17 protein-coding genes are annotated in these 18,674 nt (G+C 68.9%); all 17 read right to left on the minus strand.

All coding sequences use genetic code 11. The features are described from left to right. Positions 1–118: 118 nt before the first annotated feature. The 17 genes from atpD to rho all read right to left on the minus strand — a co-directional run bounded on the left by atpD (position 119) and on the right by rho (position 18,531). The gene (atpD, locus tag OHS59_RS15055; RefSeq protein ID WP_107021295.1) at positions 119–1,555 is read right to left on the minus strand and encodes a F0F1 ATP synthase subunit beta; all 1,437 of its coding nucleotides are present in this window, start codon (positions 1,553–1,555) and stop codon (positions 119–121) included. Next, positions 1,555–2,472, minus strand: a complete 918-nt coding sequence (locus OHS59_RS15060; protein WP_328493909.1) for a F0F1 ATP synthase subunit gamma — start codon at positions 2,470–2,472, stop codon at positions 1,555–1,557. The genes atpD and OHS59_RS15060 overlap by 1 nt, the downstream gene beginning before the upstream one ends. Positions 2,473–2,492: 20 nt before the next feature. Continuing rightward, positions 2,493–4,085, minus strand: coding sequence for a F0F1 ATP synthase subunit alpha (gene atpA, locus OHS59_RS15065; RefSeq protein WP_328493910.1), 1,593 nt, complete (start codon positions 4,083–4,085; stop codon positions 2,493–2,495). A gap of 137 nt (positions 4,086–4,222) precedes the next feature. Then, on the minus strand, positions 4,223–5,038 hold the full coding sequence (locus OHS59_RS15070) for a F0F1 ATP synthase subunit delta (protein WP_328493911.1): 816 nt from the start codon (positions 5,036–5,038) through the stop codon (positions 4,223–4,225). After that, on the minus strand, positions 5,035–5,589 hold the full coding sequence (locus OHS59_RS15075; protein WP_328493912.1) for a F0F1 ATP synthase subunit B: 555 nt from the start codon (positions 5,587–5,589) through the stop codon (positions 5,035–5,037). The genes OHS59_RS15070 and OHS59_RS15075 overlap by 4 nt, the downstream gene beginning before the upstream one ends. Before the next feature lie 41 nt (positions 5,590–5,630). After that, complete coding sequence (locus tag OHS59_RS15080; RefSeq protein ID WP_067273352.1) at positions 5,631–5,867, minus strand: F0F1 ATP synthase subunit C; 237 nt, start codon at positions 5,865–5,867, stop codon at positions 5,631–5,633. Positions 5,868–5,943: 76 nt separating this feature from the next. Then, a complete protein-coding gene (gene atpB / locus OHS59_RS15085; RefSeq protein WP_328493913.1) occupies positions 5,944–6,765 on the minus strand; it encodes a F0F1 ATP synthase subunit A in 822 nt (273 codons plus the stop codon). A 225-nt stretch (positions 6,766–6,990) separates the two neighbouring features. Continuing rightward, positions 6,991–7,428: a hypothetical protein gene (locus OHS59_RS15090; RefSeq protein WP_328493914.1), complete on the minus strand. Its 438-nt coding sequence runs from the start codon at positions 7,426–7,428 to the stop codon at positions 6,991–6,993. 297 nt (positions 7,429–7,725) lie between these two features. After that, positions 7,726–9,111, minus strand: coding sequence for an MraY family glycosyltransferase (locus OHS59_RS15095; RefSeq protein ID WP_328493915.1), 1,386 nt, complete (start codon positions 9,109–9,111; stop codon positions 7,726–7,728). A gap of 130 nt (positions 9,112–9,241) precedes the next feature. Next, positions 9,242–10,492 (minus strand): serine hydroxymethyltransferase, encoded by a 1,251-nt coding sequence (gene glyA / locus OHS59_RS15100; protein WP_328493916.1) that lies wholly within the window; start codon positions 10,490–10,492, stop codon positions 9,242–9,244. A 323-nt stretch (positions 10,493–10,815) separates the two neighbouring features. Then, positions 10,816–11,496: an arsenate reductase/protein-tyrosine-phosphatase family protein gene (locus OHS59_RS15105; protein ID WP_328493917.1), complete on the minus strand. Its 681-nt coding sequence runs from the start codon at positions 11,494–11,496 to the stop codon at positions 10,816–10,818. After that, positions 11,493–12,140 carry an L-threonylcarbamoyladenylate synthase gene (locus tag OHS59_RS15110; protein WP_328493918.1) on the minus strand — a complete coding sequence of 216 codons (648 nt, stop codon included), beginning with the start codon at positions 12,138–12,140 and terminating at the stop codon, positions 11,493–11,495. The genes OHS59_RS15105 and OHS59_RS15110 overlap by 4 nt, the downstream gene beginning before the upstream one ends. 82 nt (positions 12,141–12,222) lie before the next feature. Further along, complete coding sequence (gene prmC, locus OHS59_RS15115; protein ID WP_328493919.1) at positions 12,223–13,068, minus strand: peptide chain release factor N(5)-glutamine methyltransferase; 846 nt, start codon at positions 13,066–13,068, stop codon at positions 12,223–12,225. 114 nt (positions 13,069–13,182) lie between these two features. After that, entirely contained in the window at positions 13,183–14,259 is a 1,077-nt protein-coding gene (gene prfA / locus OHS59_RS15120) for a peptide chain release factor 1 (RefSeq protein WP_328493920.1), read from the minus strand. A gap of 196 nt (positions 14,260–14,455) precedes the next feature. Next, complete coding sequence (gene rpmE / locus OHS59_RS15125; RefSeq protein WP_328493921.1) at positions 14,456–14,683, minus strand: 50S ribosomal protein L31; 228 nt, start codon at positions 14,681–14,683, stop codon at positions 14,456–14,458. 270 nt (positions 14,684–14,953) lie between these two features. Next, on the minus strand, positions 14,954–16,048 hold the full coding sequence (locus OHS59_RS15130) for an LCP family protein (RefSeq protein WP_328493922.1): 1,095 nt from the start codon (positions 16,046–16,048) through the stop codon (positions 14,954–14,956). Positions 16,049–16,395: 347 nt separating this feature from the next. Continuing rightward, positions 16,396–18,531: a transcription termination factor Rho gene (rho, locus tag OHS59_RS15135; protein ID WP_328493923.1), complete on the minus strand. Its 2,136-nt coding sequence runs from the start codon at positions 18,529–18,531 to the stop codon at positions 16,396–16,398. Between the last annotated feature and the right edge of the window lie 143 nt (positions 18,532–18,674).

Below are 18,674 nucleotides of genomic sequence, written 5' to 3' on the forward strand. Positions count from 1 at the left end.
ACCCGGCGTTCGCTGCCGGGTGTTGGGTCAAAGTCTAATAGGCGTAGTGAGAAGGGCGGGACCCGCCCCGCGAGGCACGGCCCCGCCCCCTCACTCAGAACCACTCGGAACGCGAGGTTCAGGAGACGCCGAGCTCCTTGGCGTTGGCCTTGAGGTCCTCGATGCCACCGCACATGAAGAACGCCTGCTCCGGGAAGTGGTCGTACTCCCCGTCGATGATCGAGTTGAACGCCGCGATGGACTCCTCCAGCGGAACGTCCGACCCGTCCACGCCGGTGAACTGCTTGGCGGCGTGGGTGTTCTGGGACAGGAAGCGCTCCACACGACGGGCACGGTGGACGACGAGCTTGTCCTCCTCGCCCAGTTCGTCGATACCGAGGATCGCGATGATGTCCTGGAGGTCCTTGTACTTCTGCAGGACCGTCTTGACGCGCATGGCGGCGTCGTAGTGGTCCTGCGCGATGTAGCGCGGGTCCAGGATGCGGGACGTGGAGTCCAGCGGGTCCACGGCCGGGTAGATGCCCTTCTCGGAGATCGGACGGGAGAGAACCGTCGTCGCGTCGAGGTGGGCGAACGTGGTGGCCGGGGCCGGGTCGGTCAGGTCGTCCGCGGGAACGTAGATCGCCTGCATCGACGTGATCGAGTGACCACGCGTCGAGGTGATGCGCTCCTGCAGCTGACCCATCTCGTCGGCCAGGTTCGGCTGGTAACCCACCGCGGACGGCATACGGCCGAGCAGGGTGGAGACCTCGGAACCGGCCTGGGTGAAGCGGAAGATGTTGTCGATGAAGAACAGCACGTCCTGCTTCTGCACATCGCGGAAGTACTCCGCCATGGTCAGACCGGCCAGGGCCACGCGCAGACGGGTGCCCGGGGGCTCGTCCATCTGACCGAAGACGAGAGCGGTCTTGTCGAGAACGCCGCTCTCTTCCATCTCCGCGATGAGGTCGTTGCCCTCACGCGTGCGCTCACCGACACCCGCGAAGACGGAGACGCCCTCGTGGAGGTTGGCGACACGCATGATCATTTCCTGGATCAGCACGGTCTTGCCGACACCGGCACCACCGAACAGACCGATCTTGCCGCCCTTGACGTACGGCGTGAGAAGGTCGACGACCTTCAGGCCCGTCTCGAACATCTCGGTCTTCGACTCAAGCTGGTCGAACGCGGGTGCCTTGCGGTGGATGGTCCACCGGTCGCCCTCGTAGGCCTCGTCGGAGTTCAGTACCTCGCCGAGGGTGTTGAACACCTTGCCCTTGGTGAAGTCACCGACCGGGACGGAGATGCCCGTACCCGTGTCGGTCACCGCGGCCTGGCGGACCAGACCGTCGGTGGGCTGCATGGAGATGGTGCGGACCAGACCGTCACCCAGGTGCTGGGCGACCTCAAGGGTCAGCGTCTTCTTCTCGCCGGCGTTGGCCGGATCGGCCACCTCGACGTGAAGGGCGTTGTAGATCTCCGGCATGGCGTCGACGGGGAATTCCACGTCGACGACCGGGCCGATGACCCGGGCGACGCGGCCCGTGGCAACGGCCGTCTCAACTGTCGTCGTCATTACCTGTCACTCCCCGCGGTCGCGTCGGCGAGGGCTGCGGTGCCACCGACGATCTCGCTGATTTCCTGGGTGATTTCGGCCTGGCGGGCCGCGTTGGCAAGTCGGGAGAGTGAAGTGATCAGGTCTCCCGCGTTGTCGGTCGCCGACTTCATCGCGCGGCGGGTGGCGGCGTGCTTGGAAGCAGCCGACTGGAGCAGCGCGTTGTAGATACGGCTCTCGACGTACCGCGGCAGGAGGGCGTCCAGGACGTCCTCCGCCGACGGCTCGAAGTCGTAGAGCGGGAGGATCTCGTCCTTGCTGGACGACTCCTCCGCGACCTCTTCGAGGCTGAGCGGCAGCAGACGGCTGTCCACCGCCGTCTGCGTCATCATCGAGACGAACTCGGTGTAGACGATGTGGATCTCGTCCACGCCGCCCTCCGCCGTCTCCTTCTCGATGGCCTCGATCAGCGGAACGGCAACCTTCTTGGCGTCCGCGTACGAGGGCTCGTCGGTGAAGCCCGACCACGATTCCGAGACCTTGCGCTCACGGAAGTTGTAGTGGGCGAGACCACGGCGGCCGACGATGTACGTGTCGACCTCCTTGCCCTCGGCCTCAAGACGGGCGGTCAGCTTCTCCGCCGCCTTGATGGCGTTGGAGTTGAAGGCGCCGGCCAGTCCGCGGTCGCTCGAAAGGAGCAGTACCGCGGAACGGGTCGCCGTCTCCGCCTCCGTGGTCAGCGGGTGCTTGGTGTTCGAACCGGTCCCGACCGCCGTGACCGCGCGGGTGAGCTCGGTCGCGTACGGCGTGGAGGCCCGTACCTTGCGCTGCGCCTTGACGACACGCGAGGCGGCGATCATCTCCATCGCCTTGGTGATCTTCTTGGTCGCGGTGACGGATTTGATGCGACGCTTGTAGACCCGGAGCTGGGCTCCCATGAGTCAGGTCCCTTCCGTCGTCACTTGCCCGCAGCGGCAGGGGTGTCCTCGCCGAGCAGCTTGCCGTCCGACGTCTCGAACTGCTTCTTGAAGTCCGCGATCGCGTCGGCGATGGCCTGCAGGGTGTCGTCGGACATCTTGCCGCCCTCCTTGATGGAGGTCATGAGGCCCTGCTCCTTGCGGTGCAGGTACTCGAGCAGCTCCTTCTCGAAGCGGCGGATGTCGTTGACCGGAACCTCGTCCATCTTGCCGGTGGTGCCTGCCCACACGGAGACGACCTGGTCCTCGGTGGCCATCGGCTGGTACTGAGCCTGCTTGAGCAGCTCGACCATCCGCTGACCGCGGTCCAGCTGCGACTTCGACGCGGCGTCCAGGTCGGAACCGAAGGCGGCGAACGCCTCCAGCTCACGGAACTGGGCGAGGTCGACGCGCAGTCGGCCGGAGACCTGCTTCATCGCCTTGTGCTGCGCGGAACCACCGACTCGGGAGACGGAGATACCGACGTTCAGCGCGGGGCGCTGACCGGCGTTGAAGAGGTCCGACTCCAGGAAGCACTGGCCGTCGGTGATGGAGATGACGTTGGTCGGGATGAACGCCGAGACGTCGTTGGCCTTCGTCTCGACGATCGGCAGACCGGTCATCGAGCCCGCGCCCAGCTCGTCCGAGAGCTTCGCGCAGCGCTCAAGGAGACGGGAGTGCAGGTAGAAGACGTCACCGGGGTAGGCCTCGCGCCCCGGCGGGCGGCGGAGCAGCAGGGACACGGCGCGGTAGGCGTCGGCCTGCTTCGAGAGGTCGTCGAAGATGATGAGGACGTGCTTGCCCTCGTACATCCACTGCTGGCCGATGGCCGAACCGGTGTACGGCGCCAGGTACTTGAAGCCGGCCGGGTCGGACGCCGGGGCGGCGACGATGGTCGTGTACTCCAGCGCGCCGGCCTCTTCGAGGGCGCCACGCACGGAGGCGATGGTCGAGCCCTTCTGGCCGATGGCGACGTAGACGCAGCGGACCTGCTTCTTCGGGTCGCCCGTGCGCCAGTTGTCACGCTGGTTGATGATCGTGTCGACGGCCAGCGCGGTCTTGCCCGTCTGACGGTCGCCGATGACCAGCTGACGCTGGCCACGGCCGATCGGGGTCATCGCGTCGACGGCCTTGTAGCCCGTCTCCATCGGCTCGTGCACCGACTTACGGGCCATGACGCCCGGTGCCTGCAGTTCGAGCGCGCGGCGTCCGGACGTCTCGATCTCGCCGAGACCGTCGATCGGGGTGCCGAGCGGGTCGACAACGCGGCCGAGGTAGCCCTCGCCGACGGCCACGGACAGGACCTCGCCGGTACGCGTGACCGGCTGCCCCTCCTCGATACCGCTGAACTCACCGAGGACGACCGCACCGATCTCGCGCTCTTCCAGGTTCAGCGCGAGGCCGAGGGTGCCGTCCTCGAACTTCAGCAGTTCGTTGGCCATGGCCGAGGGCAGGCCCTCGACCTTCGCGATGCCGTCGCCGGCAAGGGTGACCGTACCGACCTCCTCGCGCGAGGCCGCGTCCGGCTTGTACGACTGGACAAAGTTCTCCAGCGCATCCCGGATCTCCTCCGGCCGGATCGTGAGCTCCGCCATCTGGGTTCCCTGCTCTCCTTGTTGGGCCCGAAGTTTTCTTGGGGGGTCTGGGGTCTGCCCCCAGGAATCCTCTGCACGGCCCAACCAGGGCCGTAAGCACTGCGGTGTACTGCTTGTGTACGCGTATTGAGTTGCTGCTAGCCCGCCATGCGGCGGCTGACGTCCTCAAGCCGGTCCGCGATGGAGCCGTTGATGACGTCGTCGCCGACCTGCACCCGGATTCCGCCGATGACCTCGGGGTCCACGTCGAGATTGAGGTGCATCGGGCGGCCGTAGAGCTTCGCGAGGGCGGCGCCGAGGCGCTGCTTCTGCGGTTCGCTCAGCGGGACCGCCGAGGTGACGACGGCGACCATGCGGCTCCGGCGTCCGGCGGCGAGCTTGGACAGGGATTCGAGTCCCGACTCCAGGCTACGTCCCCGGGGCGCGGTCACAAGGCGTGTGACCAGTCGCTCGGTGACGGCGTCGGCCCGGCCGCCGAGCAGGCTGCGCAGCAGCTCGCTCTTGGCCGTGGCGGTGGCGCCGCGGTCGGTCAGCGCTGCGCGCAGCCCGGTGTTCGAGGCGACGATGCGGCCGAACCGGAACAGTTCGTCCTCGACGTCGTCGAGCCTGCCGGCGCGCTGCGCGGCCGTGAGGTCGGCGGTGTCGGCCAGCTCCTCGATGGAGTCGACCAGGTCACGCGACCGCGACCAGCGGGAGCGGACCAGACCGGCCACCACGTCGGCGGTGGTACCGCTGACCTGGCCTGCCAGGAGGCGCCCGGCCAGTTCGGCCTTGGCCTCGCCGGCCTGCGCCGGGTCGGTGAGGACCCGGCGCAGGGACACCTCACGGTCGAGCAGCACGGTGACGGAGGCCAGCTCGTCGGCGAGCTGCGCCGCGTCGACGGACGGGGAGTCCGTCAGCGCGTCGAGACGCTCACGTGCGGCAGCCAGCGCGTCGCGGCTCGCTCCGTTCATCGCGTGGCCTCGGCCTTCGAAGCGGTCTCGTCGAGACCGTCGAGGAACCGGTCGATCGTGCGGCTCTGCCGGGCGTGGTCCTCAAGGGACTCGCCGACGAGCTTGCCGGCCAGTTCGGTGGCCAGCTGGCCCACGTCCTGGCGCAGCGCGGACGCGGCGGCCTTGCGGTCGGCGGCGAGCTGCGAGTGACCGGCGGCGACGATCTCCTCGCGCTGCCGCTGGCCTTCCGCGCGCATCTCGGCGATGAGCGTGGCGCCCTGCTCCTGCGCCTCCTGGCGCAGACGCGCGGCCTCGTGCCGGGCTTCGGCGAGCTGGGCCTTGTACTGCTCCAGCACGCTCTGGGCCTCGGTCTGAGCGGCCTCGGCCTTCTCGATACCGCCCTCGATGGCCTCGCGGCGCTGTTCCAGAACCTTGTTGATGTTCGGGAGCAGCTTCTTGGCGAGGAAGCCGAAGACGATGACGAAGGCGATCAGGCCGATGACCAGCTCGGGGATCGGCGGAATGAGGGGATTTTCCAGCTCCTCAGCCGCGATATTGAGCATCTGGCTCATATCAGTGCCTTTCGTCTAGTGGGCTGTCGTGGATCCGACGATCACACGCCATAGACGAACGGCATGACCAGGCCGATGAGGGCGAGCGCCTCACAGAAGGCGAAGCCGAGGATCTGGTTGGCGCGGATCAGGCCGGCAGCCTCGGGCTGACGGGCGAGGGCCTGGGTGCCGTTGCCGAAGATGATGCCGACGCCGACGCCAGGACCGATGGCGGCGAGGCCGTAGCCGATGGAGCCGAGGGAGCCGGAGACGGCGGCGAGGGTCTCAGTGGCAGCCATGCTGATTCTTCCTTCTCTGTACGGACCGGCGGAGGTTGGCCACCGGACGCTAAGGGGGTGTTGCAGGGGGGTTCGCTCAGTGGTTCTCGGCGAGCGCGCCCTGGATGAAGGTGCAGGTCAGAAGCACGAAGACGTATGCCTGCAGGGCCTGGATGAACAGCTCGAACGCCGTCATGACGATCACCATGACGAACGAGACGCCCGCGTAGGCGATCCCGATGCCGTTGAGCAGGTACCAGCTGGCGATCGTGAACAGCAGCAGCAGGGTGTGACCCGCGAACATGTTCGCGAACAGTCGCACCGCGTGCGTGAACGGCCGGACGATCAGGTTCGAGAGCAGCTCGATACCCATGGCCAGCGGAAGAACCGGGCCCAGCGACTTGTCGTAGCCGGAGAAGTTCTTGAACGCACCGACGAATCCGTGCCGCTTGAAGGTCAGCGAGACCCACAGGACGTACACGATCCCGGCGAGGACCGCGGGGTACGCGATGATCGACGTGACCGGGAACTGTGCGACCGGGACGATCGACCAGATGTTCATCATCCAGATGAAGAAGAACAGCGAGACGATCAGCGGTACGTACTTCTCGCCTTCCTTCTTGCCGATCGTCTCGTAGACGACGCCGCGCCGGACGAAGTCGTATCCGGCCTCGGCGACCATCTGCAGCTTGCCCGGGACGACCTTCGGCTTACGGAAGGCGGCCCAGAAGAAGCCGATGACGATGACGGAGCCGAGCAGCGCCAGGAGCATCGTCTTGTTGAAATAGACGCTGCTGTCCGCATCGCCCACGAGGGGCTCGAACAGGAACGAGTGCAGGCCGGGAGCCGGGAATCCACAGCCGTCGAAGATGTGGCAGTCGGTCTCGAAGGCGAGCACCTGCGTCGGGTCAGCACTCACCGCGGGCTCCTTCAGCGTGGCGCATAGGTACGGCAACCTCGTTGTGTCGGCGCGGCGCGCAGCCGCGGTTCGGCACTGGACTGGTGTAACGGATGTGAGGGCGGCTGGGGGGCATCAAGCCTCGCGATTGAGCAGGCGTCAGCTCAGATGCCCGCGCCCGCGATGCCGCAGTTGGCACCGGACGATAGCAGGGTCTTCTACGAGCACTTATCCCGGCCCTACCCCTCACGACGAGTGCCCTGTCTTTTCGGGCCTGTCGCCCTTCGAGGACTCGGGTTCGACGTAGAGGATCTTGGCTTTCATCTGGGCACGCGCCTGTGCGCCGATCCACGCGAGCGTGGCGGCGACGATGGAGATCGCGAAGGCCTTCGGGTTGAACAGCGTCGTGTTCTTGAACGCGGCGACGAAGATGAACAGCAGAAGAATCTGTGCCGTATAGAGCATCAGACCCATCGCCTGGAACAAGTGCGGAAGCGATTTGGCAGTGCGCTGCAGAACGTACAGCCCGATGCCCATGAAGAGGATCACGACCAGCGTCGCCACAAGCGCCCCGACCGCCCCCTTGCCTCCCGCGACCACACCACTGACGACGGCGGCAATAGCGCCGACGGCAGCTGTGGGCACAGCGGCCTGGAGAAGGATCCGGACGTCATTGGAGGGCATGGCGGCAACTCCGCTTTGCTCAAGGGGGCAGGTGTCGTCATGGACGAGCGTAGTCCCGGACAGAGAGAGAACCTCACCGCCGGTGAACCGTCGCACTGCGGTCCTTCGGCTCTGTCCTGGGTTCTCGTGAACCGTATCACAAACTATTTGATGCAGTCTTTACCTGGTTGGTGTGCCCGGCGTCACACATGAGAGTGAACATGCACGTCTGTGCACTCGGGCGACCTACTTGTCTGGTATTAGGGCGGTTCCGGAGAGCCGCCCACGGGGCGGCTCTTGCGGAATTCTTACCCGGCGTCAGCGCGACGTTCCGGCCCTGCGCTCTTCCAGCAGACGCGAACGGGGGCCGACAGCGGTCGCCCCGTTGACCCCGGAGACTCCCGCGGCCACCGGAGTGCGGCGTTCCCCGTCCTGCTCCGTGTCCTGGGCGCCGTCCTCGCCGGCCTCGCCGTGCGTCCCCTCGCCCGTTGCGTTCGCGACCGCCGGGGCATCCTCGCCTGGCAGGTCCACGGCCCTGCGCCGCCGGTAGCGCGGCGGCACGAAGTGCTCGGCCCAGCGCGGGGCACGCGGCGTGAAGCGCGGCAGCAGGAGCAGCAGCAGGCCCACCGCGCTGAGCGCCATGATGCCGAGCACGATCCACATGGCACCGGAGTTCACCGAGTAGGCGAGGGCTCCGAAGGCGATCAGCGCCGACCAGAAGTACATGATGAGCACGGCCCGGCTGTGCGAGTGCCCGATCTCGAGCAGACGGTGGTGCAGGTGTCCGCGGTCGGCGGCGAACGGGGACTGGCCCCGCCAGGTGCGCCGCACGATGGCGAGCACCAGGTCCGCCGCCGGGACTGCGATGATCGTCAGCGGCAGCAGCAGCGGGATGTAGACCGGCACCGTCTGGTGCACGGCCTCCTTCTCGGACCCGGCGAACAGGTTCATCGCGTCCGGGTCGACCTGCCCGGTGATGGAGATGGCGCCGGCCGCCAGCACGAGGCCGATGAGCATCGAGCCCGAGTCGCCCATGAAGATCCGCGCGGGGTGCATGTTGTGCGGCAGGAAGCCGAGGCACATGCCCATGAGGAGCGCGGCGAAGAGCGTGGCGGGGGCGGCGGACTCCAGCCCGTACCCGTACCAGATGCGGTAGCCGTACATGAAGAACGCCGCCGCGGCGATGCACACCATGCCCGCGGCGAGGCCGTCGAGGCCGTCGGCGAAGTTCACCGCGTTGATGGTGATCACGACGAGCGCGACGGTCAGCAGCGTGCCCTGCCACTGGGTCAGCGAGACCGAGCCCACACCGGGGATCGGCAGCCACAGGATCGTCAGACCCTGCATGACCATGACGCCCGCGGCGATCATCTGGCCGCCCAGCTTGATCAGGGCGTCGATCTCGAACTTGTCGTCCAGGACGCCGATGAGCCAGATCAGGGCGGCGCCGGACAGCAGGGCCCGCGGCTCGTTGGAGTTCTCGAAGACCTCGCTGAGGTTCGTCAGGTGGTCGGCGACCAGCAGGCCGGCGCACAGTCCGAAGAACATCGCGATACCGCCGAGGCGCGGTGTGGGTTCTCGGTGCACGTCACGTGCCCGGATCTCCGGCATCGCTCCGGCCACGATCGCGAACTTCCGCACCGGCCCGGTCAGCAGGTACGTCACCGCGGCCGTGATGCAGAGCGTCAGGAGGTATTCACGCACGGGCATTCCCCACAGGTCTCGCTGGCCATCTCAGCCCCACACCATAGCTTCGTGCGCATACGGTTGAGGACTTCCGGGTAGAGCCGATGGTTGCACGAGTGGTTGTGCCCCCATGATCGCCCACCCCCCGCTAGCCGGGATAGGGGGGAAATCTCCCGGTCAGATCCCGCACTTCTTCACGTACTCGACGGCCCGCGGACTCGTCCCGCACGGCCGCGCCGAACAGCGCCGCGATCCTGGCCATCTCGGTCTCCCCCATGCCCTGCGTGGTGACGGCGGCCGTGCCCAGGCGCAGTCCCCGCACGTCGGGGTGGGGCAGCGCACAGGTGTCGAGGACCATTCCGGCGGCGGCGAGACGGCCGCGGGCGGTGCGGCCGTCCACCCCGAGCGGCGCCGGGTCGACGGTCAGCAGGTGGGTGTCGGTGCCGCCGGTGGTGACCGCGAGCCCCTCCGCGGCCAGACCCTGTGCCAGCATCCGCGCGTTCGCGACCACCTGATGGGCGTACGCGGTGAACGCCGGTGTTGCCGCCTCGCCGAACGCGACGGCCTTCGCGGCGACGGTGTGCATCTGCGCGCCGCCCTGTGTGAAGGGGAAGACGGCCCGGTCCACCCTCTCCGCCAGCTCGCCCCCGCACAGCAGCATCCCGCCGCGCGGCCCCCGCAGCACCTTGTGCGTGGTCGCGCACACGACATCGGCGTACGGGACCGGGCTGGGCGCCGCTCCCCCGGCGACGAGGCCGATGGGGTGCGCGGCGTCGGCGATGAGATACGCGCCGACCTCGTCCGCCACCTCGCGGAAGGCCGCGTAGTCGATGTGCCGGGGATACGAGATGGACCCGCACACGACGGCTTTCGGCCGGTGGGTGCGGGCCAGCGCCCGGACCTGCTCGTAATCGATGAGTCCGCTCTCCGGATCGACGCCGTAGCCGACGAAGTCGAACCAGCGACCCGAGAAGTTCGCGGGCGACCCGTGGGTGAGGTGGCCGCCGTGCGGCAGGCCCATCGCCAGGACGGTGTCACCGGGGCGCAGCAGGGCGGCGTACGCGGCCAGCACGGCCGAACTCCCGGAGTGGGACTGCACGTTGGCGTGTTCGGCGCCGAAGAGGGCCTTGGCGCGGTCCATGGCCATCCGCTCGGCGACGTCGACCAGCTCGCAGCCGCCGTGGTGGCGGGCGCCGGGATATCCCTCGGCGTACTTGTTGGCGAGCGGCGAGCCCAGCGCGGCCAGCACGGCGGAGGAGGTGAAGTTCTCGGCGGCGATCAGCTGCAGCGTCGTCGTCTGCCGCTCCAGCTCCGCGAGGAGGACCTCGGCCAGCTCCGGATCCTGCCGGCCGAGCACATCGACGATGAGCGGACCTTCAAGGGTGTGTGTGACCGGCATGGCGGACTCCGACCTCGGCGGGGGGAACGCTATGTCCCAATGTAGGACCGAGTCCCCTGCTGCGCCCGGTGTTACGTCCGAGCAGGGCACAGGACGCCCGCCCACACCCCTGTTCCAGCCGACCGGCCCCCTGCCTCGGCCCCACGCGCCCCGCCACTCTCAGGCCCGCGCCGGCGCCCCCGTCAGAGCCGTCACCACGGGATCCAGCGCCTGGTTGAGCCCAATCCCCCACGCACCCCTCGCACCGCTCGGCCCCAGAGGGCCTCCCGGGCTTCGGGCCGCTGCGCCGGACTCCGTCCGCCGAAGTCGGTCTCCCGCCCCGGTCAGGCCCGCGCCGGCGCCCCCGTAAGAGCCGTCACCACGGGATCCAATGCCTGGTTGATCTCGTCCCCCACCGAGCGGAAGAACGGGAGCGGGGCGCCGTACGGGTCGTAGACCTCGTCCGCCTCCGCCGTCGGGGCCAGGAGCCACCCGCGTAGAGCCGCCGCGGCGCGGACCAGGGCCCGGGCGCGTTCGACCATGCCGTCGTCCAGGGGCGGCAGCGTCGCGGGGTCTATGGCACGGACCAGGCGGGTGAACTCCTTCAGCGTGAAGGTGCGCAGGCCCGCCGAGTGACCCATGGAGATGACCTGGGCGCGGTGGTCACGGGTGGCGGTCAGCACCAGGTCCGCCCGGATGACGTGCTCGTCCAGCAGCTCTCGGCCCACGAAGCCGGAGGCGTCCGCGCCGAAGTCCGCGAGGACCGCCTCCGCGTTGGCCTCCATGGGCGCGCCCTCGTGCCCCCACGTACCGGCGCTCTCCACGATCAGGCCGCCCCACAGGGGGTCACCGAGCCGGCTCGCCAGGGCATGACGGGTCAGCCGCTCGGTGATCGGCGAGCGGCACACATTGCCGGTGCTGACGTGGAGGATGCGAAAAGAGGAGTCGCCCGAGGCCCCGTCGCCGTAAGCCCCCGTGTTCCCCGTCCCCGTACCTATGCCACGCCCCGCGTCAGGGGCTGTCAATTCGCCACCTCGAGGTCGGGTACGACCTTCCGCAGCTCCTCGGCCGAGAGCGCGCCCGCCCGCAGCAGCACCGGCACCTTGCCCGTGACGTCGACGATCGACGACGGGACGATGCCGGGGGTGGGGCCGCCGTCCAGGTACACGGAGACGGAGTCGCCGAGCATCTCCTGCGCGGCGTCACAGTCCTCGGGGGACGCGTGTCCCGTGAGGTTGGCGGAGGAGACGGCCATCGGGCCGGTCTCGGTCAGCAGCTCGATGGCGACCGGGTGCAGCGGCATACGCACGGCGACGGTGCCACGGGTGTCGCCCAGATCCCACTGCAGGGACGGCTGGTGCTTGGCGACCAGGGTCAGCGCGCCGGGCCAGAAGGCGTCGACGAGCTCCCAGGCCATCTCGGAGAAGTCCGTGACCAGGCCGTGCAACGTGTTCGGGGAGCCGATGAGGACGGGCGTGGGCATGTTCCGGCCGCGGCCCTTGGCCTCCAGCAGGTCGGACACGGCCTCCGAGCTGAACGCGTCGGCGCCGACCCCGTACACGGTGTCGGTCGGCAGCACGACGAGCTCGCCCCGGCGGACGGCGGACGCGGCCTCGCGCAGACCCGTCGAGCGGTCGGTGGCGTCGTTGGTGTCGTATCGCCGTGCCATCAGCAAGCCTCCTCGAACACGCGGGCCCCGTTGGCCGCGCGTCTAACGGTTTCCACGTCGTCCGGGCGGGACATCGCCGTGGTCATGGCGTCGCCCTGCGGGCGGTCGCGAACCGCGGCCGGTTGTTGAGGTCCGGGTGGTCGGCCGCGTCGGCCCAGCCCCGCTCCTCGGTGAAGATCCACGGCACCTGTCCGCCCTGGGTGTCGGCGTGCTCGACGACGACGACACCGCCGGGCCGCAGCAGCCGGTGCGCGGTGCGCTCCAGACCGCGGATCAGGTCGAGGCCGTCCTCCCCCGAGAACAGGGAGAGTTCGGGATCGTAGTCCCGGGCCTCCGGAGCGACGTACTCCCATTCCGTGAGCGGGATGTACGGCGGGTTGGTGATGACGAGGTCGACCTGGCCGTCGAGGTCGGGGAAGGCGTCCAGGGCGTTGCCCTGGCGCAGGTCGACCCTGGACCCCTCGACGTTCTTGCGGGTCCACCGCAGGGCGTCCTCGGACAGCTCCACGGCGTGCACGCGCGAGCGCGGCACCTCCTGCGCGAGAGCGAGCGCGATGGCGCCCGAGCCGGTGCACAGGTCGACGATCAGCGGCTCCACGACGTCCATCGCGCGGACGGCGTCTATGGCCCAGCCGACCACGGACTCGGTCTCGGGCCGGGGCACGAACACGCCCGGCCCGACCTGGAGCTCCAGGTACCGGAAGTAGGCCCGTCCGGTGATGTGCTGGAGCGGTTCGCGCGCCTCGCGGCGCGCGATCGTCTCCCAGTACCGGGCGTCGAAGTCCGTGTCCTTGACGGTGTGCAGCTCGCCCCGCTTCACAGCGTGCACGAACGCGGCGAGCTCCTCGGCGTCGTTGCGCGGCGAGGGCACGCCGGCGTCGGCCAGCCGCTGGGTGGCCTGGGCCACTTCCGCGAGCAGCAGGTTCACGCTGGTCCTCCGGGGCTGAGCTGTTGTCCGTCGAACGGATGGGTACTGCGACTGGTTACTGCGACCGGTACTGCGCCTGTCTACCGCTTCACCGCGGCCGTGCCCGTTCGCGTCCTAGGCTGCGGCGAGCTTGGCCGCCGAGTCGGCGTCCACGCAGGCCTGGATCATCGCGTCGAGGTCGCCGTCGAGGACCTGGTCCAAGTTGTACGCCTTGAAGCCGACGCGGTGGTCCGAGATGCGGTTCTCCGGGAAGTTGTACGTACGGATCTTCTCGGAGCGGTCGACGGTGCGGACCTGGCTGCGGCGGACGTCCGCCGCGTTGCGCTCCGCCTCCTCCTGAGCCGCGGCGAGGAGCCTGGAGCGCAGGATACGCATCGCCTGCTCCTTGTTCTGCAACTGGCTCTTCTCGTTCTGGCAGGAGGCGACGACTCCGGTGGGAACGTGTGTGATGCGCACCGCGGAGTCGGTCGTGTTGACCGACTGGCCGCCGGGTCCCGAGGAGCGGTAGACGTCGATCCGCAGGTCGTTCGCGTGGATCTCGACGTCGACCTCCTCGGCCTCGGGCGTGACCAGCACACCGGCGGCGGAGGTGTGGATACGGCCCTGCGACTCGGTCGAGGGCACCCGCTGCACGCGGTGCACCCCGCCCTCGTACTTCATCCGGGCCCAGACACCCTGGCCGGGCTCGGTGGCGCCCTGGCCGCCCTTGGTCTTCACCGCGACCTGCACGTCCTTGTAGCCGCCGAGCTCGGACTCGGTGGAGTCGATGATCTCGGTCTTCCAGCCGATGCGCTCCGCGTACCGCAGGTACATGCGCAGCAGGTCGCCGGCGAACAGCGCCGACTCGTCGCCGCCCGCGCCCGCCTTGATCTCAAGGATGACGTCCTTGTCGTCGCTGGGGTCCCGCGGGACCAGCAGCAGCCGGAGCTTCTCGGTGAGCTCCTCGCGCTGCTTCTCCAGTTCCTTGACCTCGGCGGCGAAGTCGGGGTCGTCGACGGCGAACTCCTTCGCCGTCTCGATGTCGTCCCCCGTCTGCTTCCAGGAGCGGTACGTCGCGATGATCGGGGTCAGCTCGGCGTAGCGCTTGTTGAGCTTGCGCGCGTTGGCCTGATCGGCGTGGACCGACGGGTCAGCGAGCTTCTTCTCAAGATCGGCGTGCTCGCCGATGAGTTCCTCGACCGCCTCGAACATCTCCGGCTCCAATGGACTGCCCCCGGCACCGTCACGGGTTCGGGGACGTAGGTACGGCATGGGGGTTCGTATGGGGGGGTTCCCTGCTCGATCGAACCGCTTGATCGCGTCCGAGAGCGGGGGCGGGGGCTGCACCGCAAAGCGCCGGTCCCAGCGCCCCCGGACGGAGGCGCCGGAGACCGGCGCTGTGAGCTCGCTACTTCGAGTCGGCGGCAGCCTTGGCCTTGCCGAAGCGGGCCTCGAAGCGGGCCACACGGCCACCGGTGTCGAGGATCTTCTGCTTGCCCGTGTAGAACGGGTGGCACTCGGAGCAGACCTCGGCACGGACGGTGCCGTTCGAGATCGTGCTGCGGGTGGTGAACGACGCGCCACAGGTGCAGCTGACCTGCGTCTCGACGTACTCGGGGTGGATGTCGCGCTTCAAGGTGTCTCCTAGTTTCGGGAGGGCGCCGGGTCGCTGCCGCGGATTGCGGGGGCGTGAACCGGGGCCGACTGTCCAGTCTGCCAGGACTGGTGCCATCTCCCCAAACCGGGGGAGGGCGCAAGCTATTCCCCGCCCCGCGAAACGAGCCCCGTAGGGGCGCGGGGAACCGCGCGACCAGCCACGACGCACCCGCACCCGCCCACCGGCGCCCCCCTCGCCCACCCCCGACGGACGCACGCGGCCGAGGCCCCGCCCCTCCCGGGGCGCTCGTCACGAAGTGACTACACCCTTCGCGTCGCCGCTCGCCGTGCCCTTGGTCGCCGACTTGGGGATCGGGCGGTCGTTCTTCAGCGCGTCCCAGACCTGCGCGGCCTTGTCCTTCTCGACCAGGACGCGGTTTGCGTCGGCGGGGTCGTACTGGACCGGCAGCGTGACCATGTTCATCTTCGACGAGCTGATGCCCTTGAGCCCGTTGGCGAAGGACGCCAGGTCCTTGACCGAGGCCAGGTCCGAGTCGGTGGTGACCGTCTTGGTCGCGGTGTCGGCGAGGTCGTACAGCTTCTTCGGGCTGGTCAGTACGCCGACGTCCTTGACCTGCTCGACCAGCGCCTTGATGAACGCCTGCTGGAGCTGGATACGGCCGAGGTCGGAGCCGTCGCCGACACCGTGCCGCGTACGGACCAGGCCGAGCGCCTGCTTGCCGGTCAGCCGGTGCGTGCCGGCCTCCAGGTCGAGGTGGCTCTCCTTGTCGCTGATGTCCTCGGTCGTGGTGACCTCGACACCGCCGAGCTCGTCGATCAGCTTCTGGAAGCCGCTGAAGTCGACCTCGACGTAGTGGTCCATGCGGATGCCGGTCATCGTCTCGACGGTCTTCACCGCGCAGGCGGCGCCACCCGTGGAGTACGCCGAGTTGAACATCGCCAGGGACGCGGCGTCGTGTTCCACGCCCTCGCTGTCGGTGCACTCGGGCCGGGGCACGAGGGTGTCGCGCGGTATGGAGACCACGCTGGCCTTCTTGTGGCCCTCGTAGACGTGCACGATCATCGCGGTGTCCGAGCGGGCGCTGCCGTCGTCGGTGCCGCCGCCCAGCTCCTTGTTGCTGCCGGAGCGGGTGTCGGAGCCGAGGACGAGGATGTCCTGCGAGCCGTTGTCGACGTCCAGGGGCCGGTCGGTGCCGAGTGCCTGGTCGATGTCGACGCTCTTGATGTTGTCGTTGAGGTTGAAGTACACGTACCCGAGACCGGTGCCGCCCAGTACGAAGACGCCCGCGGCGGACCAGGCCGTGATGAGGAGCGCCTTGCGACGCTTGCTCCGCGGCTCGCGTGTGCGGCGATGGCCGGGCTTCGGTGTGCTCTCGTCGGGCATGTGCTCCTCAGTCCTCGCTGCTTCGCTCGGTTACCCCCTGCGGTCAGGGTCAGGCGTGGTCATGTGCCGTGACGGCTCTGTCAGGACTCGTCTGTTCAGACGTTGAAACCGAAAAAAGGGTTGCACGACGCACTGTGACCGTACTGTGCGACCACGGGCACGTTGTGTGACCGGCAGGACGGGCCGCGAGCGGCTTACCTGCGCTTATGCGGGTGGACGCCCTGCTTCCGCACGACCGTGGCGGCCTTCACATCTGTGGTGAAGGTCTCGTGACGGACAACGCGGAGGGCCGCCCCCCTATGAGACGGGGACGGCCCTCCGCGGTACCGGCTGCGCCGGCTGTGACCTCAGTCGTTGCCGTTGCCCGGCATCGGCGTCGTCTTCTGGATCTGCAGCAGGAACTCGGCGTTCGACTTCGTCTGCTTCATTTTGTCGAGCAGCAGCTCGATCGCCTGCTGCTGGTCGAGCGCGTGGAGCACGCGGCGCAGCTTCCAGGTGATGGCGAGCTCGTCGCTGCCGAGCAGGATCTCTTCCTTACGGGTACCGGACGCGTCCACGTCCACCGCCGGGAAGATGCGCTTGTCGGCGAGCTTGCGGTCGAGCTTGAGCTCCGCGTTGCCGGTGCCCTTGAACTCCTCGAAGATGACCTCGTCCATGCGCGAGCCGGTGTCGACCAGCGCGGTGGCCAGGATCGTCAGCGAGCCGCCGTCCTCGATGTTGCGCGCGGCACCGAAGAAGCGCTTCGGCGGGTACAGCGCGGTCGAGTCGACACCACCGGACAGGATGCGACCGGAGGCCGGGGCGGCGAGGTTGTACGCACGGCCCAGACGCGTGATCGAGTCGAGCAGCACGACGACGTCGTGGCCCAGCTCCACCAGACGCTTGGCGCGCTCGATGGCGAGCTCGGCGACCGTGGTGTGGTCCTCGGCGGGACGGTCGAAGGTCGAGGAGATGACCTCGCCCTTCACCGACCGCTGCATGTCGGTGACCTCTTCCGGACGCTCGTCGACCAGGACGACCATCAGGTGGCACTCGGGGTTGTTGATGGTGATCGCGTTGGCGATCGCCTGCAGGATCATGGTCTTGCCGGTCTTCGGCGGGGCCACGATCAGACCGCGCTGGCCCTTGCCGATGGGCGCGACGAGGTCGATGATCCGGGTCGTCAGCACCCCCGGGTCGGTCTCCAGGCGGAGCCGGTCCTGCGGGTAGAGCGGCGTCAGCTTGTTGAACTCCGGCCGTCCGCGCCCCGATTCGGGAGCCATGCCGTTCTGCGAGTCCAGGCGGACCAGCGCGTTGAACTTCTCGCGGCGCTCGCCGTCCTTGGGCTGCCGGACGGCGCCGGTGACGTGGTCACCCTTGCGCAGACCGTTCTTGCGGACCTGGGCCAGCGAGACGTACACGTCGTTCGGACCGGGCAGGTAGCCCGACGTACGGATGAACGCGTAGTTGTCGAGGATGTCCAGGATGCCCGCGACGGGGATCAGGACGTCGTCGTCGGCGACCTGCGGCTCGTTGGGGCCGAACTCGTCGCGGCCACGGCGGCCACGGCGGTCGCGGTAACGACCGCGGCGACCGCGGCGGCCACCCTCGAAGTCGTCGTCGTCCTGGGGACCGTTGTCGCGCTGACGGTCCTGACGGTCCTGGCGGTCCTGCCGGCCGCCGCCCTGCTGGCGGTCCTGCCGGTCCTGGCGCTGCTGGTTGCCGCCGCCCTGACCGCCCTGGTTGCTCTGACCACCCTGGCCGCTCTGGCCGCCCTGCTGCTCGTCGCCCTTGCCGCCACGGCGGTCGCGGTCGCGGCCACCACGGTCACGGTCGCCGCGCTCGCCCCGGTCCGCGCGGTCGCCCCGGTCGGCGCGGTCACGACGGTCGCGGCGGCCCTGACGGCCGTCGGCCCCGCCGTCCGGGCCGTCGCCCTTGGCCTCGCCCTGGGACTGCGCGGGCTCCTCGGTCCTCGGCTCGCTCTTCGCCTCGGCGGTGACCGTCTCGGGGCTGCCTGCCTCGGCGGTGGCGCGACGCCGGCGGCGCTCGGCCGGGGCGTCCTCTCCCCCATCGCGGGCGGGGCCGCCGGCCGGCTGGCCGGGGATCTCGATCTGCTGCTGTGCCACGGCCTTCTCGACCTTGGCCTCCGCCTTCTTCTCGGCGGGAGAGACGGCTTCATCCCCCGTACGAGCCTTCGAGGTGGCCCGGCGCTTGGGCTTCGTCTCGGTGGCGTCCCCGGCGGAGGACGCGGCCTTGGCAGAAGCACCCCCGCCGCCCTGCGCCTCCTTGATGACCTCGATCAGCTGGCTCTTGCGCATCCGCGCGGTGCCCCTGATGCCGAGGCCGGACGCGACCTGCTGCAGCTCGGCCAGCACCATGCCCTCAAGGCCGGTGCCGCGGCGCCGACGGGAGCCGGCACCGGTGGCAGGCGCGGAGGCGTCCGTGGAGGGCGCGGCAGCGGTCTCCTCGACACGTGCGCCCATCAGATCGGTGGTGTCGCTCACGAAGGGTCCTTCCCTGGAGCGGACGTCGGCCTGTCTGGCTCGGCGACCGGTTGTGCTGTCCGACAGTGGTCCGTCTTGTGTGGACCGTGCCGGGGCGGTGGTCCGCCAAAAGGCGGAGGGAATTTCTGGGATGACGTTTCCCG

The sequence above is a fragment of the Streptomyces sp. NBC_00414 genome (assembly GCF_036038375.1).
In the GTDB taxonomy this organism is placed as follows: domain Bacteria; phylum Actinomycetota; class Actinomycetes; order Streptomycetales; family Streptomycetaceae; genus Streptomyces.